This is a genomic window from Streptomyces roseirectus (assembly GCF_014489635.1).
GTDB lineage: Bacteria > Actinomycetota > Actinomycetes > Streptomycetales > Streptomycetaceae > Streptomyces > Streptomyces roseirectus.
In genome coordinates, this window is record NZ_CP060828.1 from 1,129,925 (window position 1) to 1,156,345 (window position 26,421).

Genomic DNA, 26,421 nt, shown 5'->3' on the forward strand with positions numbered 1-26,421 from the left:
GATGCCCGGCCTAGCGTGGGAGCACAGCACGCAGCCGAGCAGCACGAGGAGCACCCCATGTCCGCCGGAGTCCAGACGATCATCTACCCCGTGAAGGACCTCACCGCCGCGAAGGCCGTCTTCGGCGCCCTGCTCGGCGTCGAGCCGTACGCGGACACCCCTTACTACGTCGGCTACAAGGCGGCCGGCCAGGACGTCGGCCTCGACCCGAACGGCCACGGCAAGGGCCTGACCGGCCCGGTGCCCTATCGGTGATCTTGGCCGGTGCTCCCGCGTCCACGCGGGGGTGTAGGCCATCTCAAATTGGTTCTCGATGTACTGGCGTACGGCGGTCAGCGGTGCACCGCCGCAGCTTCCGGCGAGGAGACGCCCTTGAGGGAGTTGACCAGCTTGGAGAGCTGGACCTTCGGCGGGTAGTGCACCAGCAGTGGACTGGGCGCGCTCGCCGTTGAACTCCTTCAGCTCCACCTCGAAGTCGGCGCACACAGCCCGCATGAACTCTTCGCGAATATCGGAGATGCTTCCCAGCGTAGTGACATGCGCCAATACCATGGCGATTGTTCCGGCCAACACGTGGAGAAAGGAGGGGAAGTTGAAGCGTCAGCGCGGCCATAAGGCGCGTCTGTACCTGACCCCCTCCCAGCTCGCGACGGCCGACGGGCAGGGGCACGCGGCCCGCGCCATGTGGAACTGCCTGCACTCCTGGTGGACGATGCTCCCCAAGGACAAGCGCACCCTTCAGGCGGCCGACGCCGCGATACGGCAGTCCCGTAAAGACCTCGACTTCCTCGGCGCTCTGCCCGCGCAGGCCGCTCAGCAGGTCCTCAAGACGTACTTCCGCGCCTGGGTGAACTGCTGGGAAGGCCGGGCCGGCGAACCGAACTTCAAGGCCCGGTTCCGCTCCCGCATGGCCATCGACATCCCCCAGGGGCGCGACCTCCAGATCGTGCGCCTGGGCCGCCGGTGGGGCCGCATGTGGGCACCGAAGATCGGGCACGTGCTGTTCCGCTGGACCAAAGACCTCCCCGTCGGCAAGCGCGCCGGCAAGTCGAACAAGGTCACCGGCGCCCGGCTGGTGAAGGAGGCCGACGGCTGGCACGTCGTCTTCCGCGTCCAGACCGAGGTACCCGACCCCGAGCCCCACACCGGCCCCACGGTCGGCATCGACCGGGGCATCACCAAGCCCCTCGCCCTCTCCGACGGCACGTTCCGCGAACACGGGGACTGGCTGACGCCTGGCGAGAGTGAACGTCTGCGCCGCCTGGAGAAGGAGTCCGCCCGCAAACGCCACACCCGAAAGAAGGGCGAGAAGACGTCCAGGCGTCTCGCCCGCACCTATGACCAGATCGCCCAGCTCCGCGCAAAAGCCAAGCGCCGGGCCGTCGACTGGCAGCACAAGACCACCACCACTGTCGCCGAGACGTTCTCCCGGGCCGGAGTGGAAGACCTGGCCATCACCAACATGGTCAAGTCCGCCAAGGGCACCGTGGAAGCCCCCGGTACACGCGTCCGCCAGAAGGCAGGACTCAACCGCTCCATCGCCCAGGAAGCATGGGGCCGCACGGTCACCCTCCTCGAATACAAGATGGCCGACCGAGGCGGAATCGTGGTGAAGGTACCCGCACCGAACACCTCGCGCCGCTGCTCGGCCTGCGGCTTCATCACCCTCGGCAGCCGGGAGACCCAAGCGCGCTTCGTGTGCAAGAACCCCGACTGCGGTTTCGAGTGCAACGCGGACACCAACGCATCGAGGAACATCGATCACGCCGCCGGACTGGCGGTGTCAGGGCGTGGAGCCGTAGCCGATGGGCAGGCTGAGAAGCGTCAACCACCCGCTCAGCCGCGCGCGGCCTGAGAAGGGATTCCGCCCCGTCACGGGGCGGAGGAAGTCAATGGCACGTCACCGACCTGCGCGGGGACGTCGGCGACGGCCGGCTGATCGCCTCGGTGCGGGACGGGGACGGAAACTCGTCGGCCTGCTCCAGGACCCCGTCTCCTGAGGGCCGTCCGCCGCCGTGCTCGGTGGCACTTTTCGCGCACTCATCAACCGTTCATTCGGGTGTTACGGTCGCGTCATGGCAGCGAACGCGACCGCGACGGCCCTTGAGGACCGGTGGCGGGACATCCTGGCAGCACACGCCCGTACCCTCTGCGAGATCGACCGCGCCCTGCACCCCCACGGCCTCGGCGCCAGCGACTTCGAGGTCCTGGACCTCCTCGCCGCCGAGAACCCGCAGGCCGGCGACCAGTGCCGCGTCCAGAACCTCGTCGGCCGCGTCCACCTCAGTCAGAGCGCCCTCTCCCGGCTCATCGGCCGGCTGGAGAAGGACGGCCTGGTGGAGCGCACGGTGTGTGCCGAGGACCGGCGGGGCGTGTGGGTGTCGCTGACCGGGAAGGGGCGGGCGCTGCACGCGCGGGTGCTGCCGTTGCAGCGGGCGGCGCTGGAGCGGTCGCTCGGGCAGGTTCCCGGCCAGGCGCTCGGCCAGGGGTGAGGTTTTCCGCAGGGGCAGCCGTGCGGAAAGCCCCGTACCGGTGTTGAGCTGGGGTTTCTAGCGTGGGACGTGGCCTGGGCGACCGCCTGGGCGGGACGGTTCGTTCGCTGGGAGACCCCTTATGCCTCTGATGTTCTCGGCTCTGCCCGAGGAGCCCGCCGGCGGGATCGCGGGCTGGGCCGCCGATCTCGTGGACACCCTGGGTGGCCCGGGGGCCGGCCTCGCCATCGCGCTGGAGAACCTGTTCCCGCCGCTGCCGAGCGAGGTGATCCTGCCGCTCACCGGGTTCGCGGCGGGGCAGGGGGTGCTGAGTCTGGCGTCCGCGTTGTTCTGGACGACGCTCGGTTCGGTCGTCGGGGCCGTCGCCCTGTACGGGATCGGCGCCTGGTTCGGCCGGGAGCGTGTGCACGCGCTGTGGGCGCGGCTGCCGTTGGTGAAGGCGTCCGATCTGGAGCGGACGGAGGTGTGGTTCGCGCGGCACGGGACGAAGGCGGTGCTGTTCGGGCGGTTGGTGCCGGTCTTCCGGAGTCTGATCTCGGTCCCGGCGGGGGTGGAGCGGATGCCGCTCGCGGTGTTCGTGCCGCTGACCGCGCTGGGCAGCCTCTTCTGGAACTCCGTTCTGGTGACGGCGGGTTACTGGCTCGGGGACCGGTGGGAGGTGGTGGAGACGTATGTGGGGGTGCTGTCGAAGGTGGTGCTGGTGCTGGTCGTCGTCGCGTGCGCGGGGTATGTCGGTTCGCGGGTGCGGGGCCGCAACCAGGGCCTGCACAGGCGTGGTTGATGTCCGCTCGGATAGGGTCGGCGTCTGTGTGGGGGGACTTGGCGCGGCGGAGCGTGGGGACGCTGTTGGGGTGCGTGACGGCTCCGGTCGGGGTGCTGGTGCTGCCGGGGCGGGCAACGGCCCGCCGGTGGGCGGGGGTTGAGCGGGCGCGTCGGTCGTTCTTCTTCGGTGACCGGTTTCCCGAGGGCTACGCGGTGTCGGACCGGAAGGTGCGGCGGTATCTGGCGCTGCGTGCGGTCGTGGGGCCGGTGTGCGCGGTCGTGGCCGGGCTGCTGGGTCTGGGCGCGGTGCTGGTGGTGCTGGTCGTGCGCGGGGTTGTCCAAGGGAGCCTGGGGTGGGGCGAGTTGACGGGGCAGGTGGTCCTCGGCGGCGTCCTGCTCTTCCTCGATCTCCAGGGGCTGCGTTCGCTCGCCCGGCTGGACGCGCGGTTGGCCGGCGAGTGTTTCGGGCCCTCGGGTCCCGAGCTGCTGCGGCTGCGCATCGACGAACTGGCGGCCAGCCGTGCGGCGGTCGTCGACGCCGTGGACGCCGAACGCCGCCGGATCGAGCGGGACTTGCACGACGGGATCCAGCAACGCCTGGTCGCGCTCGGCATGTTGCTCGGCCGGGCCCGGCGCGGGCGCGCCCCGGAGCGGACGGACGCGCTGCTGCTCCAGGCCCACGAGGAGTGCCGGGCGCTCCTCGCCGAGCTGCGCGAGGTGACGTGGCGCGTCTATCCGTCGGCGCTGGACAGCCTGGGGCTCGAAGAGGCGCTGGGCGGGGTGTCCGAGCGGTGCGCGCTGCCCGTCCGCACGGAGTTCGACGTCGCCGGTGAGCTGCCCCGGCCGGTGGAGACCGCCGCGTACTTCGTGGTCTCGGAGGCCGTGACCAACGCGGCCAAGCACTCGGGGGCGACGAAGGTCCACGTCCGGGTCGTGCTGCGCGGCCCGGTGCTCGTGGTGCGCGTCCGGGACGACGGGGCGGGCGGCGCGGACGCCGACGGCAGTGGGCTCGGCGGGCTGCGGGGGCGGGTCGCCGCGCTCGACGGCACGCTGTCCGTCGACAGCCCCGCCGGGGGACCGACCACGATCATCGCGGAGCTGCCGTGCGCCTGATGCTCGCCGAGGACTCGACGCTGTTGCGCGAGGGGCTGGTCCGGCTCCTCGTCGAGGAGGGGCACGAGGTGGTGGGCGCGTTCGGTGACGCCGCTCCCCTGCCGGACGCCGTCGCGGCGCACCGGCCCGACGTCGTCGTCCTCGACATCCGTATGCCACCGACGCACACCGACGAGGGGCTGCGGGCTGCCCTGACGATCCGTCAGGAGTGGCCGGGGACCGGTGTGTTGGTGCTGTCGCAGCACATCGAGCGGCACTATGCCGCCCGGCTCCTGGCCGCCGGCGCGGAACGCGTGGGGTATCTGCTGAAGGACCGGGTCGCGCAGGTCGAGGAGTTCCTGGACGCCCTGGAGCGCGTCCACGCGGGCGGCGCGGTCCTGGACCCGGAAGTCGTCCGGCAGTTGGTGGTCCGCACGACGCACACCGACCCGCTGACCCGCCTGACGCCCCGCGAGCGCGATGTCCTCGAAGCGCTCGCCCAGGGGCATACGAACGCGGCGATCGCGCGGAAGCTGCACGTCTCGCTGAGCGCGGTGGAGAAACACCTGGCGGCGATCTTCGACAAGCTGGAGCTGTCCCACGCCACGGGCTACAACCGGCGGGTGCTGGCGATCCTGCGGTACCTGGAGAGCTAGCGGCTCTTGAGGGCCCCGGCTGTCGTGCCGGGGCCCCGGTGTGCGTGGTCAGCGTCCGAGCAGCGCCCTCACCCCCGCGACCGTCGTCACCTTGATCAGCGGCTGGTAGAGGTCCATCACGTCGAGCGCCTTCGCGTGCGCGGTGTCGTTGGCGCCCGCGCAGGCGTCGGCGGCGACGAGGACTTCGACGCCGGCGTCGGCGGCGGCCAGGGCCGTCGACAGGACGCAGCAGTCGGTGCTGACGCCGGCGAGGACGAGGCGGCCGTGGGGGGCGACGCGTTCGGCGAGCTCCGGGGTCCACTTGCCGAACGAGGGGGCGTCCAGGACGTGCGGGGCGAGGGCGGAGAAGCCGTCCGTCAGGTGCCACAGGGGCGCGTCCGGCGGCTGGAGGGCGAACGGCCACTGCGCGTAGTACGCGCGCCAGGCGCCTTCCGGCTCCGGCGGGGCGACGAACCGGGTGAACGTCACGTCGTCCCCGAAGGCCGGCAGCAGTCGCCGTACCCCGGTGGCGGCCTCGCGGTAGCGGGGGGTGGCCCAGGGGCTCGTGGGGTCGGCGAAGACGTACTGCATGTCGACGACCGCGAGGTGGTGGGTCATGTCGCGGCCTCCCGGGCGCGGGCGGAGGCGGTGCTGGCGTGAGGGTCCGTCATCGTCAGGTGTCTGCCTGTCTTCCGGTGCGGGCGCGAGGGGTGTCCGAGGCAGTCCTACCCGGCGGGGCCCCTCGCGCACCGCGCACGGCCTCAGGCACCCATCTCCGTCCGCGCGAACTCGTCCGCGCGCAGACCCCGGGCGATCGCGGCGGCCGCGGCGTGCAGGTGGGGCGCCGTGCGGGCGGGCTGGACGCGGACGGCGTCGGCGATCACGCCGACGGCGGCGACGACGCTCCCGCGCGCGTCCCGCACGGGGACGGCGTGGCTGCTGCGGCCCTGGACGAACGTGTTGTGGACGAGCGCGTAGCCCTCCCGGCGCACGCGCACGAGGCCGCGGCGCAGCGCGCTGACGTCGGTGACGGTGGCCGGGGTGTAGGCGCGCAGGGGCGGTACGAGGGCCTGCTGCTGGACGGTCTCGTCCGCGTGCGCGAGGAGGACGAGGCCGACGGCGGTGGCGTGCAGCGGGAGGCGGCGACGTTCGGCGACGACCCGGGCCGTGCGCTGCGGGTCGCCGCAGACGAAGGCCAGGCAGACGCTCTCGGCGCCGTCGCGGACGGCGATCATCGCGGCGGCCGAGGTCTGCCGGTGCAGGGCGACCAGGCAGGGGTGGGCGGCCTCGACGAGGGAGGAGGCGCGCGGGGCGAGGGAGGCGGTCTCCCACAGGCGCAGGCCGATGCTGTAGCCGCCGTCGGCGGAGCGTTCCAGGGCGCCCCAGGCGTGGAGTTTGTTGACGATGCGGTAGACCGTGGCGACGGGCAGGGAGCAGCGGCGACTGATGTCGCTGAGGGACAGCGTCCGGTTCTCCGGGTCGAAGGCGGCAAGGATGCTCAGCGTCCGGTCGACGACCGAACGCTCCGGGGAGGAGTGGGGAGTGGTCATCCCGTTCAGTTTCCTTTCACCTTCATGACAAGGGTGCTTTCGGGATGCGTGTGGGCACGTGCGGGCACCAAGCGGCACGTGGGGAACCAGAGATGATCCGGCATCGAGCGACCACGTCTATGATTGAACCCTCAAGCTGCATGAGAAAGGTCGATTCCGGAACGCCCATGGTCGATTTCGCATCGTTAGCGATCCCCGTCGTGCCCTTCTCGCCCCTGTGCCGGCCCGGTCTCGGTCTCGCGCTCACCTCGCTGAAGACCCTGCGCGGCTTCGGGGACCCGGAGTTCCTGGCCGCTCCGCACCGGCTGGACTTCCACCAGATCCTGCTGGTGACGGAGGGCGGCGGGACCTATGCGATCGACTCCGCGCGCGTCGTGTGCCGTCCGGGGACGCTGCTGTGGACGCGGCCCAACCAGGTGGTCCAGTTCTGTCCGCGACCGGACATGGACGCCGACATCATCATGTTCACGGAGTCGTTCCCGCTGAGCATGAGCGCGCACATGGGCATGCTCGACGACGTGCTGCGGCCCTCGCACTGGCGGCTGCGGGACGGTGAACTCGCCGCGCTGAAGCGGGTGCTGGGCGTGCTGGAGGAGGAGTTCACGCGCCCCGACCAGGGGCTCGGCGAGGACCTGCTGAAGCATCTGCTGGCGGTCGTCCTGCTGCACATCGACCAGATGTGCCGTCAACGCCACAAGGAGACGGCCGCGTTCAGCGGCGAGCACGGTGAACTGTTCCTGCGTTTCCGCCGCGAGCTGGACCGCTCCTACCGTGCGACCCGGCTCGTCGAGGAGTACGCGGCGGCGCTGCGGTGCTCCACGCGCGCGTTGTCGCGGGCCTGCCGCGCGGTCGCGGGGACGTCGACGAAGGACGTGATCGACGCGCGCGTGGCCCTGGAGGCGCGCCGGCTGCTGGTCCACACCGACCTGCCGATCAGCGCGATCGCGCGGCAGCTCGGATTCTCCGAGGTGACCAACTTCGGCAAGTTCTTCGTGCGCCGCGTGAATATGACACCGGGTGCCTTCCGGCGTGAGTCGAAACGGGGTCACCAGTCGTGATTCGGGCACCTCGGACCCGCTTAATCGTTCGGCCGCTCTATTAAGGGCGGAGGTCTACGCCCGTAAACTCGGTTTTCTTTCCGTTGTTCGGAAGAACGGTTGTTTCCGATTACCGGAAGTGGCAAGACTGTGTCCTGCGTGCTTCGGGCGACCTTCCGTTGCGCGAGTGTCAGCCGTGGCCGTACCGGCGCGCCGACTCGTTCTGCTGCGCCAGGCGCCTGAGCGAGAGGAGAGCGGGTTCGAGGAGGACGGTGAGCAGGAGGGCGCGTTCGGCGCTCTCCAGGGGGTCGTCGATGCCGTCGAGCTGGCCGAGGTCGAGGGCTGCCGTGCGTTCCGCGAGGCGGGCGTAGGGCAGGAGGGTCGTGTGGTCGACGGGGGCGCCGAGGGAGCGCAGTGAGGTGATGGTCTCGGCGAGGGCGGCGCGCGCGGGGGCGCCGGCGTGCACGTTCCAGCCCAACTCGGCGATGAGGGCGTCGACTTCGGCGGTCCCCTCGGGTGCGGACGCCTCTTCGGTTTCGCCGGTGACGTCGATCGCGCCGATGACGAGGCCGAGCAGGATGTGGGGGTCGCCGGTGTACGCGGCGACGGCGTCGAGGACCTGGCGGGCGGTGCTGACGGACAGTCCGCGCACGCCGGTGAGGGCGCGGATCAGGCGGAGCCTGCGCAGGTGCGCCTCGTCGTACTCGGCCTGGGTGGCGGAGGTCTGGCGGCCGGGCGGGAGCAGGCCCTCGCGCAGGTAGTACTTGATCGTCGTGACGGAGACGCCGCTGCGGCGGCTCAGTTCGGACATGCGCATCGGTGGTGCCCCGCTCCGGCCTCGTGACCCTTGCCACTCACTATTGGATACCTCTACTGTCTAACATAGATAGTGCAGGTATCCAATATTGGCCTGCCCTTCACCCACCCCTGCGCGCCGACGTGAGGACACACCCATGCCCGCTCTGAGCTGGACCGCCGCCACTCCTCCCCCGCCGGACACCGAGGCGTACCTCATGGCCTCCCGCTTCGAGGTCCGCACCCTCGCCGACGCCCTGCGTTTCCTGCTGAAGACCCCCGCGGTCTGGAAGCAGGCCAAGGGCGCGCCGGGCGCGTACGGCGCCGCGCTGATCGCCGAGCCCCTGAAGCGCACGTTCTGGACCCTGTCGTCCTGGGAGAGCGAGGACGCGCTCCACGCGTACGCGCGCGCCGTCCCGCACCGGCCGGTGATGACCGGCCTCAGGAAGTCGATGAAGTCCGCCACCTTCACCTACTGGGCGGGCCCGCCCGCGATCGACTGGACGGACGCGCGGAACCGGCTCGCCGAGAAACAGCGGGAGGACGCGTCGTGACGCTCACCGGCACCACCGAGGCGCCCCGCGCCGCGACCCGCCGCGCTCCCCTGTGGCTCGCGGTCGTCGCCGCGAGCGTCCCGATGTTCATGGTCGCCCTCGACAACCTGGTCGTCTCGACGACCCTTCACACCCTCGCCGTCGACCTCGGCGCGAGCACCCAGCAGCTCCAGTGGTTCGTCAACGCGTACGTTCTCGGCTTCGCCTGTCTGCTGATGACCGGCGCCGCGCTCGGGGACCGGTTCGGGCGCCGGCGGGTGTTCGTCGCGGGGATCGCGCTGTTCACGCTGGCGTCGGTGGGGTGCGGACTGGCGGGCAGCAGTGGGCAGTTGATCGCGTTCCGGGCCGTTCAGGGGTTCGGGGCGGCGGCCGTGATGCCGCTGTCGCTGACGCTGCTGTCGCAGGCCGTCCCCGAGCGGCTGCGCGGGCTCGCGCTGGGCGTGTGGTCCGGGGTGAGCGGGCTCGCCGTCGCGCTGGGGCCGGTCGTCGGCGGGGCCGTCGTCGAGGGGCTGGACTGGCGGTGGATCTTCTGGGTCAACGTGCCGGTGTGCGTCGTCGCGATCCCGCTGGTGTACGGCGCGCTGAAGGAGAGTGCGCTGCCGGGCACCCGGCTCGACCTGGGCGGGATGGTGCTCGCGGCGGGCGGGCTGTGCGCGGTCGTGTGGGGCATCGTGCACGGCGAGCCGGACGGCTGGACGTCGGGGACGGTGCTGGGCGCGTTCGCGGCGGGGACCGTGCTGCTCGCGGGGTTCGTCGCCTGGGAGGGGCGGGCGCCGCAGCCGATGCTGCCGCTGTCGTTCTACCGGGTGCGGGCGTTCACGCTGACCAACGTCGTCTCGGCGGCGATGTACTTCGGGGTCTTCGGCTCGCTCTTCCTGCTCACGCAGTACCTCCAGATCGCGCCGCCGCGCACCCCCCTCGAAGCGGGGGTGCGGACGCTGCCGTGGACGCTGATGCCGATGGTCGTGGCGCCGGTCGCGGGGCTGCTGACGGACCGGGTCGGGGGCGGGCGGCTGATGGCGCTCGGGCTGTTCCTGCAAGGCGCGGGGCTCGGCTGGATCAACCTCCTCGCCGGGACGGACACGGCGTACGCGGCGCTCGTGTGGCCGATGGTGGTGGCCGGCACCGGGATGGGGTTCGTGTTCGCGCCGACGGCGGCCGTGGTGCTGGGCTCGGTGGACCGGGAGCACGCGGGGAAGGCGTCCGGCGCCAACAGCACCGTCCGCGAGATCGGGGGCGCGCTCGGGATCGCCGTCCTGAGCACGGTGTTCGTGGCGTACGGGGACACCGGGAGTCCGCGGGGGTTCGTGGACGGGCTGGTGCCCGCGGTGTGGGTGGGGGTCGCGGTGGTGTTCGCGGGGGCGGTCTGCGCGCTCGGGATTCCCCGGAGGCCGTGAGCCGCGCGGGTTGGGCAGAGGGCCGTCGGGGAAGCCTCGGACCGTCGGCCGGCCGTTGCGCGGGGGCGGCGGAGACTTCAGGGATGGAGTTGATGCACGGTGGAACGACGCTTGTCGGTGGCGACGCACTGGGGGAGTTTCGTCGCGGTGGTCGACTCCGGCCGACTGGTGCGGATCGAGCCGAGGGACGACGACCCCGCGCCGTCCCCCATCGGCCCCGGCATGGTGACGGCCGCCGACGACGGCGCCCGCGTGCTGCGCCCCGCCGTGCGCAAGGGCTGGCTGGACGGCCTGCCGCGCGCGAACGACACGGCCCGGGGCGCGGACGCCTTCGTGGAGGTGAGCTGGGACGACGCGCTCACGCTGGTCAGCGAGGAACTGCGGCGCGTGCGCGAACAGCACGGGGACAGCGCGGTGTTCGGCGGCTCCTACGGCTGGGCGAGCGCGGGTGCCTTCCACAACGCGCAGGGTCAGCTCCACCGGTTCCTGGCGCTGGGCGGCGGATACACCGACTCCCGCAACACGTACAGCACCGCCGCCCTGGAGGTCGTCCTCCCCCATGTGATCGGCGGGCATCCGTGGAGCTACCAGTCCCGGATGCCGATGTGGGACGAGATCGCCGAGCACTGCGAGTTCGTGGTGGCGTTCGGCGGGCTGGCCCTCAAGAACAGCCAGATCAACCCCGGCGGGCTGGCCAGGCACCGGACGCGGGACCTCCAGCGCCGGTGCCGTGCGGCCGGGGTGCGGTTCGTGAACGTCAGCCCGATCCGCGCCGACACCGCCGGCTTCCTCGACGCCGAGTGGCTGCCCGTCGTCCCCAACACCGACACCGCCGCGATGCTCGGCATCGCGCACACGATGCTGGTCAACGGGTGGCACGACGAGGACTTCCTGCGCCGGTGCTGCGTCGGCTTCGACCGCTTCGCCGCCTACCTGCTCGGCGAGGCCGACGGCGTCCCCAAGGACGCCGACTGGGCGGCGCGGATCACCGGCATCGGCCGCGACGCGCTCACCGGCCTCGCCCGCCGCCTCACCGAGCGGCGTTCCCTCGTCATGGTCAACTACGCGGTGCAGCGGGCGGATCACGGCGAACAGCCGATCTGGATGTCGGTCGTGCTGGCCGCCATGGCGGGCTCGATGGGCCGGCCCGGCTGCGGCTGGGGCGCGGGGTACGCGACGATGGACGCGACCGGTGTCGCCCCGGGCCGCCCCTTCGTGGCGTCGGTCCCCGCTGTTCCCAACCCCGTCGCGGATTTCATCCCCGTCGCGAGGATCGCCGACGCCCTGCTGCACCCGGGCCGGACCATCGACTACGACGGCCGGCGCCTCACGCTGCCCGAACTGCGCCTGGTCTACTGGTGCGGCGGCAACCCCTTCCACCACCACCAGGACCTCCACCGGCTGACCCGCGCCTGGCAGACCCCGGACACGGTGGTGGTGCACGAGGCGTGGTGGAACACCACGGCCAAGTTCGCGGACATCGTCCTCCCCGTCGCCACCGGCTTGGAGCGCGACGACTTCGCCGCCGGATTCTCCGATCCCCACCTCGTCGCGATGCCGAAGGTGCGGGAACCGGCGGGCGAGTCGCGCACCGACCACCACGTCTTCGCCGCCCTGGCCGCCCGGCTCGGCTACGAGCGGGAGTTCACGCAGGGGCGTTCCGAGTCCGCCTGGGTCCGCCACCTCTACGAGGAGACGCGAGCCGCACTCGGCGACGGGGCCGCCCTGCCGGACTTCGACGAGTTCTGGCGAACCTCCGCCGCCGAACTGCCCGCGCTCACCGGGCCGTTCCCCGGTGACTTCGGGGCGCTGCGTTCGGATCCGGGGCGGTTCCCCCTGCCGACGCCTTCGGGCCGGATCGAGATCTTCTCCGAGGAGATCGACTCGTTCGGCTACGACGACTGCGCCGGGCACCCGACGTGGTTCGAGCCCGCCGAGTGGCTGGGCGGCGACCTGGCGGACCGGTTCCCGCTGCACCTGATCTCGAACCAGCCCGCCTCACGCCTGCACAGCCAGTACGACAACGGGGGCCACAGCCTCGCTTCGAAGATCCACGGCCGTGAGCCCGTGACGATCAACCCGTCGGACGCCGCCTCACGCGGCATCGAGAACGGCACGGTCGTCCGCGTCCACAACGACCGGGGCAGCTGCCTCGCGGGCGCGGTCCTGTCGGACGACGTCATGCCGGGCGTCGTCCAACTGTCCACCGGAGCATGGTGGGACCCCGTGCGGCCGGGGACAAGCGGAACACTGGACCGCCACGGCAACCCGAACTCCCTCACAGCGGACCGGCCTTGCTCACGCCTGTCCCAAGGGCCGAGCGCCCTCAGCGCACTGGTCGACGTCGAGGTCCACGACGGCCCCCTTCCCGAGGTGCGCGCCTTCACACCACCACGACTCGAACGCTGACACGGTCAACGAACGCCTTTTTCAACCCATTTGCGCATACATGACGGTATGAATACCGTGCGCAGACATGACTGCACTCCAAGACCTCAAGTACGCCCAGTGGTTCAGGGGCGCCGACGTCGACGGCGACGGGTTCATCACCCAGCGGGACGTCCGCATGATGAGCGAGCGCTACATCGCCGCCCGGGGCGTCGCGCCGGACTCCACGCCCGCCCGCCTGCTCACCGAGGGGATGGACGTGTTCTGGACGAACGTCATCGCCCCGATGGACCAGGACGGCGACGGGAAGGTCGACCTGCGGGAGATGACCGAGGGGTTCCGGCGCGCCCTGACCGACCCCGCCCTGTACCCGCGGCAGGTCGAGCCGGTGACCGACTGCTTCTTCGACCTCGTCGACCTCGACGGGGACGGCAGGATCGACCAGTCGGAGTTCCGGCTGATGTTCGACGCGGTCGCCGGCGTCTCCGGCGAGGAGTGCGCCACGGTCTTCGCCGCGCTGGACCGGGACGGCTCCGGCGCACTGGACCGCGCCGAATTCCACCGGGCGGTCGCGGAGTTCTTCTACGGCGACGACCCCGGCGCCCCCGCCAACCACCTGTTCGGCAGGGTCGCCATCTGACGAGCCACGGGCGAGGCCACAGGTGGGGCCAAGGGCGAGGCCCCACCCCCCTCGTTGCTCATATGAACACCGGGTTACCATATGAGCACCGCAGATGAGCGCCGCCTAGCTCGAAAGAGAGCCCTGTGACTGTCAACGAGGACTCGTTCACCAACTGGATGAACCGCGAGGAGACCGCGGAGTCGATGATCCCGGTCATCGGGAAGCTGCACCGTGAGCGGGACGTGACCGTCCTCGTGCACAGCCGCTCCCTGGTCAACAAGTCGGTCGTCAGCATCCTCAAGACCCACCGGTTCGCCCGGCAGATCGCGGGCGAGGAGCTGTCGGTCACCGAGACGATGCCGTTCCTCCAGGCGCTCACCACGCTCGACCTCGGCCCCTCGCAGATCGACCTCGGGCTGCTCGCCGAGAGCTACCGGGCCGACGGACGCGGCCTGAGCGTCGAGGAGTTCACCGCCGACGCGGTGGCCGGGGCGACCGGCGCCAACAAGATCGAGCGGGGCGCGGGACGGGACGTCGTCCTGTACGGCTTCGGCCGTATCGGGCGGCTCGTCGCGCGCCTGCTGATCGAGAAGTCCGGTTCGGGCAACGGGCTGCGGCTGCGCGCGATCGTCGTGCGCGGCGGCGGCCCCGGCGACCTCGTCAAGCGGGCCTCGCTGCTGCGCCGGGACTCGATCCACGGCCAGTTCCAGGGCACGATCACCGTCGACGAGACGGCCGGCACGATCACCGCCAACGGCAACGAGATCAAGGTGATCTACGCGGACGACCCCTCCCAGGTCGACTACACCGCGTACGGCATCACCAACGCGATCCTCATCGACAACACCGGCAAGTGGCGCGACCGCGAGGGCCTGAGCGGGCACCTGCGGCCCGGCATCGACAAGGTGCTGCTGACCGCGCCCGGCAAGGGCGACGTCCCGAACATCGTGCACGGCGTCAACCACCACACGATCAAGCCGGACGAGCGGATCCTGTCCTGCGCGTCCTGCACGACCAACGCGATCGTGCCGCCGCTGAAGGCGATGGACGACGCGTTCGGGGTGGAGCGCGGGCACGTCGAGACGGTCCACTCCTTCACCAACGACCAGAACCTGCTGGACAACTTCCACAAGTCCGAGCGCCGGGGCCGCTCCGCGCCGCTCAACATGGTGATCACCGAGACGGGCGCCGCCTCCGCCGTCGCGAAGGCGCTGCCCGACCTGAAGGCGAGGATCACCGGCAGCTCGATCCGGGTGCCCGTCCCGGACGTCTCCATCGCGATCCTCAACCTCCAGCTCGCCCGCGAGACCACCCGCGAGGAGGTCCACGACCACCTCCGCGAGGTGTCCCTGACCTCGCCGCTGCGCCGCCAGATCGACTTCACGACCGCCCCGGACGCCGTCTCCAGCGACTTCATCGGCTCCCGGCACGCCTCGATCGTCGACGCGGGCGCGCTGAAGGTCGAGGGCGACAACGCGATCCTCTACCTCTGGTACGACAACGAGTTCGGCTACTCCTGCCAGGTCGTGCGCGTCGTCCAGCACGTGTCGGGCGTCGAGTACCCGACGTTCCCGGCGACGGCGGTCTAGAGCTCGCCGTCCGTCAGGCAGACCGTCGTCCCCGCCAGCGCCGCCTCGTGCAGGGCGCACAAGGTGCGGAGGTGGGGCGCGGGGAGCAGGGCGTCGAGGTCGGTGAGGTGGTGGAAGGCGTGGCGGTCGTGCTCCTCGCTGAGGCGGACGGCCGCGCCGGGGGGCAGGGTGCCGCCGTGGAAGTAGCAGTCGAGGACGGGGCCGGTGCCGAGGACGTCGGCGCGGTGGTCGATGCCGATCAGGCGCAGCGGGCCGGGGAGTCCGAGGCCCGTCTCCTCGCGCAGTTCGCGGCGGGCCGCCGTCCGGGGGTCCTCGCCGTGGTCGAGCATGCCGCCGGGCAGCCACCAGTCCCCGGCGGCGGGCTGGCCGGGGGCGTAGCGCAGGAGGAGGACGCGGCCGGCGGTGTCCAGGAGGAGGACGCAGGACGCGAGCAGGGTCCTCGGCTGGGTCTGCACCCACTCCTCCCTGGGCAGCCACGCCTCCGGTTTCTCGGCGGTGACGGTCTCGTCCACGGCGGGTTCCTTCCTGAGGAGGGGTCGGGTCGTCCTGGTCAACGACCGAGTTCCGCGCGGGGGACGGTTGCGGAGACCCACTTGTCGGGTTGGTAAGGCTTGCCTTATAAAGTGTCCGAGTCCTCGATGATCGTATTGACATACGTACGTACATCGGGGGCGCGTCCCCTCCCCGTACGACAGGACACCCATGCGCACCACCTCCCGCGGCCTCATCGCGGCACTCGCTCTGACCCCGCTCCTCGCGGGCTGCTTCTCCTCGGGCGGGTCCGGCTCCGCGCAGGGCTCCGGCGACGGACGGCTGCGCGTCGCCCTCGCGGTGCCGCCCGCGCAGGCGCTGTCCCCGTACAGCAACGACGCGACCGTGCTCAGCAAGCTCTCGGTGGTCGAGGGCCTGACCGCGCTCGACAAGAACGGCGCCGCCGCCCCCGCGCTGGCCACGTCCTGGAAGCGGACCAACCCCACGACGTGGACGTTCGAGCTGCGCAAGGCGACCTTCCAGGACGGCACCCCGGTCACCGCCGCCTCGGTCGTGAACGCCCTCGGCCACGCGAACTCCGCCGCGACCAAGCCGCGTGTCCTCAGCGACGTCACCCTCACCGCGAAGGCCGACGACGCCGACACCGTCACCCTCACCACCAAGACGCCCGACCCGGTGCTCCCGCTGCGCCTGGCGAGCCCCGCCCTCGGCATCCTCGCCGCGAAGGCGTACGGCGCGAACGGCGCCGTCACACCGGTCGGCACCGGCACCGGCCCCTTCAGGATCACGAAGCTGACCGGCAAGACGAGCGCCACGCTCGACCGGTACGACGGCTACTGGGGCGGCGAGGCGAAGGCGCCCGGCATCGACGTGACCTGGATCGCGGACGGCACCGCCCGCGCGAACGCCCTGCGCGCCAAGGACGTCGACATCGCCGAGTGGATCCCCACCTCGCAGGCCAAGCTCCTCGACGCGAAGACCCGGCACGAGGTGCCGTCCGTGCGGACCGACAGCCTCGTCCTCAACACCCGCGGCGGCACCTTCACGAACGCCGGACTGCGGGCCGCCGCGCGCGAGGCCGTCGACGGCTCCGCGCTCGTCGGCTCGGTGTTCGGCGGGTACGCGGACGCCCCGCAGGGCCTGTTCGGGCCCGCCGTGTCCTGGGCCGCCGCCGACCGCGTCCCCGTGACCGGGCGGGCCGCCGCCGTGAAGGTGCCCGCCGGGACGACCGTGCGGCTCGCCGCCTACACCAACCGGGCCGAGCTGCCCGAGGCGGCGACCGTGCTGCAACAGCAGTTGGAGAAGGCCGGGTTCACGGTCAAGCAGGACGTCCGCGAGTACACGCAGATGGAGGCCGACCTGCTCGCCGGGAAGTACGACGCGCTCGTGTTCTCGCGGGTGACGCTCCTCGACACCGGGGACGCGGTCGCCTACCTCGCGAGCGACTTCACGAGCGACGGGGTCTACAACCTCGCCGGACTGAAGGACGCGAAGGTCGACCAGGCGATCAAGTCGGCGGCCGAGGAAGGCGATCCGGCCGCGCGGCACAAGAAGATCATGCGGGCCGAGGCGGAGATCCTGCGGACGGACGCGGTGGTGCCGCTGGTGCACGAGAAGGTCGTGCAGGGCATCTCCCCCGACGTCGAGGGCGTGCTGCTCGACCCGCGTGAGCGCTCCCTCATCGACGCCGGCACCCACCTGAAGTGACCTCATCGTGACCGATTCCCGTACGGTGGCCGGCCGTGTCCTGGCCGGGGCCGTCCTCCTCGCCGCCGTCAGCTCGCTGCCCTGGCTCTCCGGAACCGACCCCGCGCTGACGGTACTTCGCGCCCGCTCCGGCGATCAGGACCCGACGCCGGGGCAGTTGGCCGCCGTGCGGGAACAACTCGGGCTCGACGAAGGGCCGTTGCCCCACCTCCTGCGCTGGCTCGGCGGGGACGCCGGGACGTCGTGGGTGTCCGGGGAGGCGGTGTGGCCGCAGGTCTCGGACGCGTTCGCGGTGTCCGTGACGATGATGCTGGGCGCGCTCGCCGTGACGGTCCTGGTGACGGGGCTGGTGTGTGCGCGGACCCTGTATCTCGGCTCGCGCGGGCGGCTGCGGCAGGCCGGGGACGGGGTGTCCGCCGCCGTCCTCGCCGCACTGCCCAAGTTCCTGCTGGCCTCGCTGCTCGCGACCGTGTGCGGGGTGTGGCTCAAGTGGCTGCCGTCCAGCGGATGGGAGGGGCCGGCGTCGATGGTGCTGCCCGCGCTCGCGCTGGGGGTGCCGTCGGGCGCGATGATCGGAGGGCTGCTCCAGCAGGCGCTGCCGGGGGCGTTCCAGGAGCCGTGGGCGCGCACGGCGCGCGCGTTCGGGCTGTCGCGGGGGTATGTCGCGCGCAACGCCCTGCGGCGGGCGCTGCCGGGGGTGCTGCCGCAGCTCCTGCCGACCGTCGTCGGGTTGGTGGGCGGTTCGGTCGCCGTCGAGAAGATCTTCAACATCCCCGGGCTCGGGCGGCTCGCCCTCGACACGGCCCTGGCACAGGATCTGCCGCCGCTCCAGACGGTGACGCTGGTGCTGGTCCTGCTGGGCGTCGGGGCCGGGCTGGCGATCCGGGCCCTGTGCCGGGCGCTGCTCGGACCGGCGCTGCGCGACGGGGCGCTGCCCGCGCTGCCGGTGGTGGACGTGCGGGTGCGGTGGTGGCTCGGGGCGGGGTGCGGCGCGGTGCTGCTCGTGGCCGTCGTCGCCGGGCTGCTGCGCGACCCCGCCCAGGTCGACACGGCCGCCCGCCTGCTCTCCCCCTCGCTCCAACACCCCCTGGGCACCGACTCGTTGGGCCGCGACATGCTGGCCAGGCTCGGACACGGGGCGCTGCGCACGGCGTCCGTCGCGCTCGCGGTGACGGGCGTGAGCGTACTGGTGGGGCTGCTGCTGGGGCTCTCCGGGCGGGTCGGCACGGGGCTGACGGAGGTCGTGTCGACCCTGCCCGCCGTCCTCGCCGGGCTGCTGACGACGGCCGTGACCGGGCCGTCGGTGTGGGGCGCCGCGCTCGCCGTGTGCCTGGTCGGCTGGGCGCCGTACGCGGCACAGACGTCGGCGCTGCTCGCGCAGGAGCGGGCCGCCGGGCACACCATGGCGTCCCGCTCCCTGGGCGCGGGCGCGGCACATCTCCTGCGCCGCCATCACCTGCCGGCCGTGCTGCCCGCCGTCATCCGCAACGCGCTGCTGCGGCTGCCCACGGCGGTGCTCGTCCTCGCGTCGCTGGGCTTCCTGGGGCTCGGCGAGCAGCCGCCGACGCCGGAGTGGGGGCGGCTGATGTCCGAGAACCAGCCGTATCTGGAACTGGCGCCGTGGACGGTGCTGGGGCCCGCGGGGGCGTTGGTGGTACTGGCTGTGCTGGCGGTGTCGGTGGATGGTGGGGTCGCGGGGTGGCGGCGGAAGAGGTGAGGGGCGCGGGGGTGCGGTGAGGGGTGGGGGCAGCGCCGGCGTTTCGGGGCAGGGGTGGCGTGGTGGCGTCCCGCCGAGTGGTGTAGCCATGCCGGCCGTGTGGCTCCGCTCAGGGTCGAGACGGCGCCCGGTGCCGAGGCGAACGCGTCGGCCAATTGACCTGCGGAGTCAAGAGCCCTGCGCCGCCACACCACTCGGCGGGACACCAGCGTTGGCGCCGGGAAGCAGTGTCGGCGTCGGCGGCGGAGTCGACGCCGGGGGCGGTACCGGCGTCGGGAGTGTGCCCGTTCCGCCCGGCCGAGGGTGTCTTGTGGGCCGGGCCCGGTGGAGGTGTCGTCGCGGGCTGAAGCACTCGGTGCGGCCGGGCGTGCCGTGATCCGGCCGACCCCGGTCAGGACGCCCCTCCTCGGCCGGCTCCGCCTTCGCGGGCGGTGCGATCCGTTCGGCAGCGGGGCCGCGTCGCAGTTCGCGCGGCGGTCAACTCCCGTGCGGCGTAGGGCAGTCCGCGTGGTGGACCGGACGCGTGCCGAAATTCGCGGCCAAGTCCCGGTCATGATCCACCCGTTGGGGCGCGGGCGTATGGCGGTTTCGGCGCGCGTCGTGTCGGGTGCGGTCGCGAACACAGCCCGCGTATCCCGGGTTCCGGCCTGCGGCTCTGCCCGTCGCGCCGTCAGCCGGATTGCGAACGCGCCCTGCTCCGGCCCCAGTTGGGCCCCGCCGGCACCCATTGGCCAAAACCTTACGGTCGGTGGCGATGGGTGGGGGCAAGTGGCTTTCGGCCAAAGGGTGTTCGCCTAGGGTGGCGTTCTGATCAGCGTTGTTCACGATCCGCAGGAGGCTCCGCCGTGCCGGACACCCAGGACACCCAATCCCCCGCGAGCAAGGCCCAGGAAGCGCGCTCCCGGATCGACACGTCCACGCCCCACTCGGCGCGGTTCTGGAACTACTTCGTCGGCGGCAAGGACAACTACGAGGTCGACCGGCAGATCGGGAACCAGATCAAGGAGATCTTCCCCGGCCTGGTGGACGTCGCGGTGACGAGCCGGCACTTCCTGGGCCGCGCGGTCACCCACCTCGTCGCGGACGTCGGCGTCCGCCAGTTCCTCGACATCGGCACCGGCCTGCCCACCGCCGACAACACGCACGAGGTGGCGCAGCGCGTCGCCCCGGAGACGAAGATCGTGTACGTCGACAACGACCCGATCGTCCTGGCCCACGCCAACGCGCTGCTGACCAGCACGAAGGAAGGCAAAACCGCCTACCTCGACGCCGACATGTACGACCCGGCGGCGATCCTGGAGAAGGCGGCGGGCACGCTGGACCTCTCGCAGCCGGTCGCGCTGATGATCCTCAACACCCTCGGCCACGTCGCCGAGTACGAGCAGGCGCGTGAGCTGGTCGGCAAGCTGATGGCCGGGCTGCCGTCCGGGAGCCACCTCGTCATCAGCGACTCGACGTCCACCAGCCCCGGCATGATCGCGGCGTCCGAGGCGTACAACAAGAGCGGCGCCGTGCCGTACTACGTGCGCACCGTCGAGGAGATCGGCGGCTTCTTCGACGGCCTCGACCTGCTGGAGCCCGGCGTCGTCCAGGTGACCGAGTGGCGGCCGACGGCGGACACGCACAAGGTGTACGTGGACGCGTACGGGGCGGTCGGCCGCAAGGCGTGAACCGCCGTACGGCGTAAGGGTTTCCGAGAGGCGGGACCGGTCCGGGCCGGTCCCGCCTCCGCATGTCACGGTGGGGCACGCCTCAGGGCGGGGTTCCACCCCAGGCTCTCCAGGTCCTGGTCAGCGACCTGCCGTCACCTGTGTCATCGTGTGCGCACGGAACCACGGACGCCCGTTCGACATCCAGACAGGTGAACGGGGTCGGCGTACGGAGCACGGGAGAGCAGCACGATGCGTGGGCGGATCAAGGGAGCGGCGGCGGTGTGCGCTCTGCTCGTCGCGGGCCTGGCGACGGGATGCACGACGGAGTCCTCGGCGGTGTCCCGGCCGGCGGCGTCCGCGTCCGGCTCCGCGTCGAGCGCGGCGCCCTCCGTGGATCCCCGGGCCGCCGTCGAGGCCGCGTACCGCAAGTGGGGGCTGAAGCCGCTGGCGCAGCCACCCGCGCCGCCCGCGAAGAAGCCGGTCCGGCTGGGGGCGGGCGGGCGGATACCCGTCATCAGCGAGATACCGACCAAGGACAAGGTCGTCTTCCTCACCTACGACGACGGGACCGAGCAGGACCCCCAATTCATCACGATGATGCGGGAGTTGAAGATACCGATCACGATGTTCCTCACGGACGCCGCGATCAGGTCGGACTACGGCTACTTCACGAAGCTCCAGGCCCTCGGCAACCCCGTCGAGAACCACACCCTGACCCACCCCAACCTGCCCACGCTCGGCGCGGACGCGCAGAAGCGGGAGATCTGCGGCCAGCAGACCAAGCTGACCGAGCACTACGGCACCGCGCCGCGCCTGTTCCGCCCGCCCTACGGCAACTGGAACGAGGCGACCCGCGCCGCCGCCGCGTCCTGCGGGCTCCAGGCCATCGTCCTGTGGCGCGAGTCCATGCAGATCAAGAACATGCAGTACCAGCTCCCCGGCAAGAAGCTGCGGCCCGGCGACATCATCCTCGCCCACTTCCGGGGGCCGTCCGAGCTGAAGGGGCGGACGATCACGCAGATGACCGTGAACATGCTCCGGCACATCGAGGAACAGGGCTTCACGGTCGCGCGGCTTGAGGACTATCTGTAGGACGGCCCGCGAACTTGTCCCCGGACACTCCCGCACGGCCCCGTGGACGGCCACGCTGAAGGGGGCACGACGGCGGCATCGGGGGACACCATGCGGGAGAGCTCTTCGGCTGCGGAGCGGATGCGGGACGTGCGGCTCGACGTCACGCCCGATCCCGAACTCGAACCGGAGGCCGCCGAGCGGCTGTTGCGCCGGCTGCCGGCCGGACTACGACAACCCGATCCGCCTGTGGAACACCACCACGGGCAAGCTCGTCACGACCCTCACCGGGTTCGACAACGGCGTCCAGACCATGGTGTTCACCCCGGACGGCACCACGCTCGCGGCGGGCGCGGCGGGCGGCCCCGGCGCGGTCGGACTCTGGAACGTGACGACCGCGAAGCGCACGGCGACCCTCCCCACCGGGTACGTGCTGGCCCTCAGCCCGGACGGCCGGACCCTCGCCACGAGCGGCGAGTTCACCGCCGGCCACAAGGCGAGCCTCTGGAGCGTCCCCACCGCGAAGCACCTCGCCGCCCTCGCCGCCGGCCGCCCCCTGGGCTTCAGCGGCGACGGTAGACTCCTGGCCCTCATCAGCCGCCCTCCCCCCCCCCTGAGCGGACCCCCCCCCCAGAAGATCCGCACGGTCAGCTTCAGCGCGGACGGCGCCGCGCTCGCCACGGCGGCCGAGAACGGAACCGTCCGCATCTGGATCCTCACCTGATAGAGCGTCAACTGCCTCTTGCGACAGGAACTTTAGAGTTCTAGTGTCGCTCTCGCCGCACCGAGGAGAGGGGATCCCTTGCCCGTCGACGCGTCAGGCCCGTTATCCAGACCCCTGCGGCGCCGCGGCTTTCTGCAGGCCGCGGGTGCCGGACTGCTGGCCACCGCCCTCCCCGCGACAGCCGTCCACGCGCAGTCCCTCGCGGCGGCGGGCTTCGGCCCCGAACCTCCTCTGATGCACGGCTATTCGGGGCCGCAGATCAAGGCGTGGCGCCCGGAGACCGACCGGCACGCCCGCTATCTGCGCTCCCGTGTCCCACTGGCCGCCCGGATCGCCCCCTTCGAGCCGACCCAGGCGCGCCGCGGCCTCGACCCGCGCCCCAGACTCGCCGTCCTCGCCAACGACTACGTGCAGCCGGCCTGGGAGACCGAGGGCTATCCGTACGGCCCGGTCGCCGAGGCGTACGCGCTGCGGTTCTGGCAGTACCCCGACGTCTACGCGTCCTGGCACGGGCTGCCGCTGGACGGCCGTCACACCGAACCCGTCCCACCCTACGGCCTGTTGAACCTCCCCAACCCCGGCTACACGGACGCCGCACACCGCAACGGCGTGCTGAGCCTGGGCTGTTGGTTCTGGCCGCGCCCGGAGAACTTCGCGGACATCGTCGAACGGACCCCGCAGGGCACTTTCCCGCTCGCGGACCAACTCATCGCGATGGCACAGCACTTCGGGTTCGACGGCTATTTCGTCAACCAGGAGGCCACCATCACGGCCGCCCAGGCGCGCCTGCTGTTGGAGATGCTGGGCTACCTCGCCCGCACGGCGCCGCCCGGCTTCCATCTCCAGTGGTACGACTCGCTCACGGTCGACGGCCGGATCTCCTACCAGAACGAGTTCAACCAGGTGAACTCCCCCTGGATCGTCAACGGCGGACAGCGCGTGAACAGCAGCGTGTTCCTCAACTACTGGTGGAACTCGGCCAAGATCCAGGCGTCCGCCACGCACGCCCGCTCGCTCGGCCTCGACCCGTTCGAGGTGGTGTACGCGGGCAGCGAGATCGGCATGTACCGCTTCGCGCAGCCCTACGATCCGCGCGCGATCTTCCCCGACGGCGGTGCCCCGCGCACGAGTTGGGCGTTCCTCGGCTCCGAGATGGTCTGGTACACGGTCGACGGCGACAAGAGCACCCTGGCGCGGCAGGCCCCGGCGTACGCGCGTGAGCGCCAGCTCTGGTCGGGTCCCGCCGAGGACCCCTCGCGCACCGGCCGCACCCGTCAGCCGGACAGCGGCCGCCCGCTGGACCCGGCGGGCTGGGACGGCACCGCCCACCACATCGTCGAGAAGTCCGCGATCGGCCGACTCCCGTTCGTCACCCGGTTCTGCACCGGCACGGGCGAGCGGTTCTTCGTCGACGGCGTCCAGGCCGGCGACCGTCCCTGGTTCGACATCGGCGTCCAGGACCTCCTGCCGACCTGGCAGTGGTGGATCCGCGACGGAGCGGGCGCACCGAGTACCGCGATCCGCGCGGACTACGACCACACGGTCGCGTACGACGGCGGCAACTCCCTGCGGCTCAGCGGCGCGTTGGGCCCGTCCGCGTCGGCGGTCGTGCGCCTCTTCAAGACGCGGCTGCCGCTGACGGCGTCGTCGACCGCCTCACTGGTGCACCGGGGTTCGACCGGTTCGGCGGTGCTGCGGCTCGGGTTGGTCTTCGAGGACGCGCCCGCCGACACGGTCTGGCTGAACTCGGGTGCGGTGGGGGCGGGTTGGTCGCGGTGGACCGGCGATCTCGGGGCGTGGGCGGGGCGCACCGTCGCGGCCGTGCACGTGTCGTTGCTGGCCGGGGGTAGCGGGGCCCCGGGGATCGCCCTGCACCTCGGTGAGCTGCGGATCGCGGACGCCGGCCCGGATCCGGCGCCGGGGTGTCCGACCGGGTTCGCCGTCGAGCGGGCGGTGCGGGCGGGGGATGCCGCGAGTGTCTATCTGACCTGGGACTTCGTGCCGGATCAGGTGGCCCGCTACGACCTGTTCCGGCGGACTTCCGGCGGACGGCGGTGGCTGGGGCGGACGTACGACGGGGCGTACTGCGTGTCGCCGCTGGACCGCGCCGGGGACGGGGCGACGACCGTCCTCGAACTGGAGGCGGTGTCCGTGACAGGGCGCCGCAGTTGCTCCGCCACGACCGAACTCACCTGGTAGGGGGCCGACATGGGGCTGAGGCTGACCGTCGCCGCGCTCGTCCTGTCCTGCCTGTTCACCGCCGCACCACCGGCCGCCGCGAGCCCGGACGCCGCCGCGCTGCCCGAAGTGACGCCCAGGCCGCAGCAGTTGACGGCCAACGGCGGTCCGCTGACCGTACCGTCGCGGGTGCGTGTCCTCACCGCCGGGCAGCCGGACCGGCCCACCCGCGACCTCGTCGTCTCCGTGCTGCGTGCGGCGGGGGCGACGTCCGTCGAGGAATCCCCCTTGCCCGCCACGGGAGTTGAGGCGGACGGGCTGACCGTCGTCGTCGGGGTGATCGGGGACGTCCGGGTCGCGGACGCGTTGCGGGCGGCGGGCGGGCAGGTGCCGGCGTCCCTGCCCGCCGAGGGGTACGCGCTCGCGTCCCGTGCCGCGCCGGGCGGCGGCACGGTGGTCCTCGCGGGTGCCGACGCGAGCGGCACGTACTACGCCGCCCAGACGCTGCGTCAACTCACCGTCGGGACAACGGTGTTCGGCGTGTCCGTCGTCGACCACCCGCTGATGCCGCTGCGCGGTGCGATCGAGGGGTTCTACGGGAGTCCGTGGACCCACGCGGAGCGTCTGGACCAACTCGCCTTCTACGGCGCGCTGAAGATGAACACCTACCTGTACGCGCCGAAGGACGACCCCTACCACCGCGAGCGCTGGCGCGAGCCGTACCCGACGCAACTCCTCGCCCAGCTCGGCGAGTTGATCCGCCAGGCCGCCGACCACCACGTCCGCTTCACCTTCGCGCTCTCCCCCGGCGTCTCCATCTGCTACAGCTCCGCCGCCGACCGCGCCGCCCTGGAGGCCAAGCTCCAGGCCGTGTACGACCTCGGGGTGCGCAGTTTCTCCATCCCGCTGGACGACATCAGCTACACGCGCTGGAACTGCGCCGGCGACCGCACCGCCTACGGGGCACCCTCCCAGCAGTCGGCGGCACGGGCCCAGGTGGATCTGCTCAACCGCCTCCAACGCGGGTTCCTGGCAACGCGCCCGGGGACCCAGCCGCTCCAGATGGTCCCGACGGAATACGGCGACGTCACCGAGACCCCCTACAAGAAGACGATCCGCGAACAACTCGACCCCCGCGTCGAGGTGATGTGGACCGGCACCGACACCGTCCCGCCCCGCATCACCGTCCAGGACGCCTCCCGCGCGGCCTCCGTCTGGGGCCGCAAGGTCTTCCTCTGGGACAACTACCCCGTCAACGACTACGGCCAGGCCGAGGGCCGCCTCCTCCTCGCCCCCTACGCCGCCCGCGAACCCGGCCTCCACACCCAGCTCTCCGGCCTCGTCCTCAACCCCATGAACCAGGCCGCCGCCAGCAAGGTCGCTCTCTTCGGCGGCGCCGACTTCGCCTGGAACGACACCGGTTACGACCCGCAGCGGGCCTGGCGCGCGGCGGCCGCCCACCTGGCGGACGGCGACCCGTCCACCGTCGAGGCACTGCTGGCCTTCTTCGACGTCGAACACCTCGCCCCCACGTTCGGCTCGACACCGTGGCAGCCCCAGGCCCCACAACTCGCCGCGCGCCTGGGCGAGTTCCGCTCGACATGGGCCACCGGCGCCAAGGACTCCGCGCTCCGCGCCCTGCGCCCCCACGCCCAACTCCTCACCTCAGCCCCGGCCCGCATCCGAACCGGCGTGACAGACAAGGGATTTGTCGCCGACTGCGCCCCCTGGCTGGACGCGCTCCACCTCTGGGGAACGGCCTTCGAACGCACCCTGGACGCCCTCGCCGCCCGCATCACCGGCGACGAGACCAGCGCCCAACGGCTGTTCACGGAGGCATCCACTCTCACCTCACGCGCCGGCGCCATCCAGACGATCCCCGGGGAGACCCGTCCGCAGGGGCCGGTGCGGGTGGCGGACGGCGTCCTCGACGTGTTCCTGACGGAGGCCCGCACACTACGGTGACG

At 71.8% G+C, this 26,421-nt stretch carries 22 protein-coding genes and 2 pseudogenes; 19 read left to right on the forward strand and 5 right to left on the reverse strand.

The features are described from left to right. Nucleotides 1–57 precede the first annotated feature (57 nt). Nucleotides 58–249: pseudogene (locus IAG44_RS04515) on the forward strand (VOC family protein); the annotation flags it as partial. A 54-nt stretch (nucleotides 250–303) separates the two neighbouring features. Here the strand turns inward: IAG44_RS04515 and IAG44_RS04520 are convergent. Further along, nucleotides 304–573, reverse strand: a pseudogene (locus tag IAG44_RS04520) (IS200/IS605 family transposase); the annotation flags it as partial. 19 nt (nucleotides 574–592) lie between these two features. On the opposite strand from IAG44_RS04520, the gene IAG44_RS04525 reads away from it, so the two are divergent. The 5 genes from IAG44_RS04525 to IAG44_RS04545 all read left to right on the forward strand — a co-directional run bounded on the left by IAG44_RS04525 (nucleotide 593) and on the right by IAG44_RS04545 (nucleotide 5,002). Continuing rightward, nucleotides 593–1,855 (forward strand): RNA-guided endonuclease InsQ/TnpB family protein, encoded by a 1,263-nt coding sequence (locus IAG44_RS04525; protein ID WP_187745836.1) that lies wholly within the window; start codon nucleotides 593–595, stop codon nucleotides 1,853–1,855. 220 nt (nucleotides 1,856–2,075) lie between these two features. Beyond that, nucleotides 2,076–2,492, forward strand: coding sequence for a MarR family winged helix-turn-helix transcriptional regulator (locus IAG44_RS04530; protein ID WP_187745837.1), 417 nt, complete (start codon nucleotides 2,076–2,078; stop codon nucleotides 2,490–2,492). 121 nt (nucleotides 2,493–2,613) lie between these two features. After that, nucleotides 2,614–3,273, forward strand: a complete 660-nt coding sequence (locus tag IAG44_RS04535; protein WP_187745838.1) for a DedA family protein — start codon at nucleotides 2,614–2,616, stop codon at nucleotides 3,271–3,273. Between the two features lie 74 nt (nucleotides 3,274–3,347). Beyond that, nucleotides 3,348–4,367: a sensor histidine kinase gene (locus tag IAG44_RS04540; protein WP_343075717.1), complete on the forward strand. Its 1,020-nt coding sequence runs from the start codon at nucleotides 3,348–3,350 to the stop codon at nucleotides 4,365–4,367. After that, complete coding sequence (locus IAG44_RS04545; protein ID WP_187752501.1) at nucleotides 4,367–5,002, forward strand: response regulator; 636 nt, start codon at nucleotides 4,367–4,369, stop codon at nucleotides 5,000–5,002. Before IAG44_RS04540 ends, IAG44_RS04545 begins: the two co-directional genes overlap by 1 nt. 48 nt (nucleotides 5,003–5,050) lie before the next feature. Here IAG44_RS04545 and IAG44_RS04550 read toward each other — a convergent pair whose 3' ends face one another. Together IAG44_RS04550 and IAG44_RS04555 are read right to left on the reverse strand one after the other, a co-directional pair. Further along, a complete protein-coding gene (locus tag IAG44_RS04550) occupies nucleotides 5,051–5,599 on the reverse strand; it encodes a cysteine hydrolase family protein (protein WP_187745840.1) in 549 nt (182 codons plus the stop codon). 143 nt (nucleotides 5,600–5,742) lie between these two features. After that, nucleotides 5,743–6,531 carry an IclR family transcriptional regulator gene (locus IAG44_RS04555; RefSeq protein WP_187745841.1) on the reverse strand — a complete coding sequence of 263 codons (789 nt, stop codon included), beginning with the start codon at nucleotides 6,529–6,531 and terminating at the stop codon, nucleotides 5,743–5,745. A 200-nt stretch (nucleotides 6,532–6,731) separates the two neighbouring features. Between IAG44_RS04555 and IAG44_RS04560 the strand changes: the two genes are divergently transcribed. Further along, nucleotides 6,732–7,589 (forward strand): AraC family transcriptional regulator, encoded by an 858-nt coding sequence (locus IAG44_RS04560; protein WP_246561475.1) that lies wholly within the window; start codon nucleotides 6,732–6,734, stop codon nucleotides 7,587–7,589. A 169-nt stretch (nucleotides 7,590–7,758) separates the two neighbouring features. Here the strand turns inward: IAG44_RS04560 and IAG44_RS04565 are convergent, their stop codons facing one another. After that, nucleotides 7,759–8,385 (reverse strand): MerR family transcriptional regulator, encoded by a 627-nt coding sequence (locus IAG44_RS04565; RefSeq protein WP_187745842.1) that lies wholly within the window; start codon nucleotides 8,383–8,385, stop codon nucleotides 7,759–7,761. A gap of 136 nt (nucleotides 8,386–8,521) precedes the next feature. Here IAG44_RS04565 and IAG44_RS04570 point away from each other — a divergent pair, with 136 nt between their 5' ends. The 5 genes from IAG44_RS04570 to IAG44_RS04590 all read left to right on the forward strand — a co-directional run bounded on the left by IAG44_RS04570 (nucleotide 8,522) and on the right by IAG44_RS04590 (nucleotide 14,913). Then, the gene (locus IAG44_RS04570; protein WP_187745843.1) at nucleotides 8,522–8,917 is read left to right on the forward strand and encodes a DUF3291 domain-containing protein; all 396 of its coding nucleotides are present in this window, start codon (nucleotides 8,522–8,524) and stop codon (nucleotides 8,915–8,917) included. 83 nt (nucleotides 8,918–9,000) lie between these two features. Further along, nucleotides 9,001–10,314: an MFS transporter gene (locus IAG44_RS04575; RefSeq protein WP_425508512.1), complete on the forward strand. Its 1,314-nt coding sequence runs from the start codon at nucleotides 9,001–9,003 to the stop codon at nucleotides 10,312–10,314. A gap of 99 nt (nucleotides 10,315–10,413) precedes the next feature. Next, on the forward strand, nucleotides 10,414–12,723 hold the full coding sequence (locus IAG44_RS04580) for a molybdopterin-dependent oxidoreductase (RefSeq protein WP_187745845.1): 2,310 nt from the start codon (nucleotides 10,414–10,416) through the stop codon (nucleotides 12,721–12,723). Nucleotides 12,724–12,790: 67 nt separating this feature from the next. After that, nucleotides 12,791–13,342 carry an EF-hand domain-containing protein gene (locus tag IAG44_RS04585; protein ID WP_187745846.1) on the forward strand — a complete coding sequence of 184 codons (552 nt, stop codon included), beginning with the start codon at nucleotides 12,791–12,793 and terminating at the stop codon, nucleotides 13,340–13,342. A 125-nt stretch (nucleotides 13,343–13,467) separates the two neighbouring features. Then, entirely contained in the window at nucleotides 13,468–14,913 is a 1,446-nt protein-coding gene (locus IAG44_RS04590) for a glyceraldehyde-3-phosphate dehydrogenase (protein ID WP_187745847.1), read from the forward strand. Here IAG44_RS04590 and IAG44_RS04595 read toward each other — a convergent pair. Continuing rightward, a complete protein-coding gene (locus tag IAG44_RS04595; RefSeq protein WP_246561477.1) occupies nucleotides 14,910–15,425 on the reverse strand; it encodes an NUDIX hydrolase in 516 nt (171 codons plus the stop codon). The two genes, IAG44_RS04590 and IAG44_RS04595, sit on opposite strands and share 4 nt — an antisense overlap. A 190-nt stretch (nucleotides 15,426–15,615) precedes the next feature. On the opposite strand from IAG44_RS04595, the gene IAG44_RS04600 reads away from it, so the two are divergent. The 7 genes from IAG44_RS04600 (at nucleotide 15,616) to IAG44_RS04630 (ending at nucleotide 26,419) form a co-directional block, all read left to right on the forward strand. Next, entirely contained in the window at nucleotides 15,616–17,112 is a 1,497-nt protein-coding gene (locus IAG44_RS04600) for an ABC transporter substrate-binding protein (protein WP_187745849.1), read from the forward strand. Nucleotides 17,113–17,119: 7 nt separating this feature from the next. Further along, entirely contained in the window at nucleotides 17,120–18,829 is a 1,710-nt protein-coding gene (locus IAG44_RS04605) for an ABC transporter permease subunit (RefSeq protein ID WP_187745850.1), read from the forward strand. Between the two features lie 845 nt (nucleotides 18,830–19,674). Beyond that, nucleotides 19,675–20,499, forward strand: a complete 825-nt coding sequence (locus IAG44_RS04610) for an SAM-dependent methyltransferase (protein ID WP_187745851.1) — start codon at nucleotides 19,675–19,677, stop codon at nucleotides 20,497–20,499. Between the two features lie 231 nt (nucleotides 20,500–20,730). Next, nucleotides 20,731–21,573: a polysaccharide deacetylase family protein gene (locus IAG44_RS04615; RefSeq protein ID WP_187745852.1), complete on the forward strand. Its 843-nt coding sequence runs from the start codon at nucleotides 20,731–20,733 to the stop codon at nucleotides 21,571–21,573. Continuing rightward, a complete protein-coding gene (locus tag IAG44_RS44500) occupies nucleotides 21,557–22,276 on the forward strand; it encodes a WD40 repeat domain-containing protein (protein ID WP_343075718.1) in 720 nt (239 codons plus the stop codon). Before IAG44_RS04615 ends, IAG44_RS44500 begins: the two co-directional genes overlap by 17 nt. A 78-nt stretch (nucleotides 22,277–22,354) precedes the next feature. Then, nucleotides 22,355–24,475 (forward strand): endo-beta-N-acetylglucosaminidase, encoded by a 2,121-nt coding sequence (locus IAG44_RS04625; RefSeq protein ID WP_187745854.1) that lies wholly within the window; start codon nucleotides 22,355–22,357, stop codon nucleotides 24,473–24,475. Nucleotides 24,476–24,484: 9 nt separating this feature from the next. Further along, nucleotides 24,485–26,419, forward strand: a complete 1,935-nt coding sequence (locus tag IAG44_RS04630) for a glycoside hydrolase family 84 protein (RefSeq protein ID WP_187745855.1) — start codon at nucleotides 24,485–24,487, stop codon at nucleotides 26,417–26,419. Nucleotides 26,420–26,421 lie beyond the last annotated feature (2 nt).

What these genes read in the sequence shown, in the direction of transcription:
- IAG44_RS04530 (WP_187745837.1), top strand. Translation starts at nt 2,076, where the DNA reads ATGGCAGCGAACGCGACCGCGACGGCCCTTGAGGACCGGTGGCGGGAC.
- IAG44_RS04535 (WP_187745838.1), top strand. Translation starts at nt 2,614, where the DNA reads ATGCCTCTGATGTTCTCGGCTCTGCCCGAGGAGCCCGCCGGCGGGATC.
- IAG44_RS04545 (WP_187752501.1), top strand. Translation starts at nt 4,367, where the DNA reads ATGCTCGCCGAGGACTCGACGCTGTTGCGCGAGGGGCTGGTCCGGCTC.
- IAG44_RS04550 (WP_187745840.1), bottom strand. Translation starts at nt 5,599, where the DNA reads ATGACCCACCACCTCGCGGTCGTCGACATGCAGTACGTCTTCGCCGAC.
- IAG44_RS04555 (WP_187745841.1), bottom strand. Translation starts at nt 6,531, where the DNA reads ATGACCACTCCCCACTCCTCCCCGGAGCGTTCGGTCGTCGACCGGACG.
- IAG44_RS04565 (WP_187745842.1), bottom strand. Translation starts at nt 8,385, where the DNA reads ATGCGCATGTCCGAACTGAGCCGCCGCAGCGGCGTCTCCGTCACGACG.
- IAG44_RS04570 (WP_187745843.1), top strand. Translation starts at nt 8,522, where the DNA reads ATGCCCGCTCTGAGCTGGACCGCCGCCACTCCTCCCCCGCCGGACACC.
- IAG44_RS04575 (WP_425508512.1), top strand. Translation starts at nt 9,001, where the DNA reads ATGTTCATGGTCGCCCTCGACAACCTGGTCGTCTCGACGACCCTTCAC.
- IAG44_RS04585 (WP_187745846.1), top strand. Translation starts at nt 12,791, where the DNA reads ATGACTGCACTCCAAGACCTCAAGTACGCCCAGTGGTTCAGGGGCGCC.
- IAG44_RS04600 (WP_187745849.1), top strand. Translation starts at nt 15,616, where the DNA reads ATGCGCACCACCTCCCGCGGCCTCATCGCGGCACTCGCTCTGACCCCG.
- IAG44_RS04615 (WP_187745852.1), top strand. Translation starts at nt 20,731, where the DNA reads ATGCGTGGGCGGATCAAGGGAGCGGCGGCGGTGTGCGCTCTGCTCGTC.
- IAG44_RS04630 (WP_187745855.1), top strand. Translation starts at nt 24,485, where the DNA reads ATGGGGCTGAGGCTGACCGTCGCCGCGCTCGTCCTGTCCTGCCTGTTC.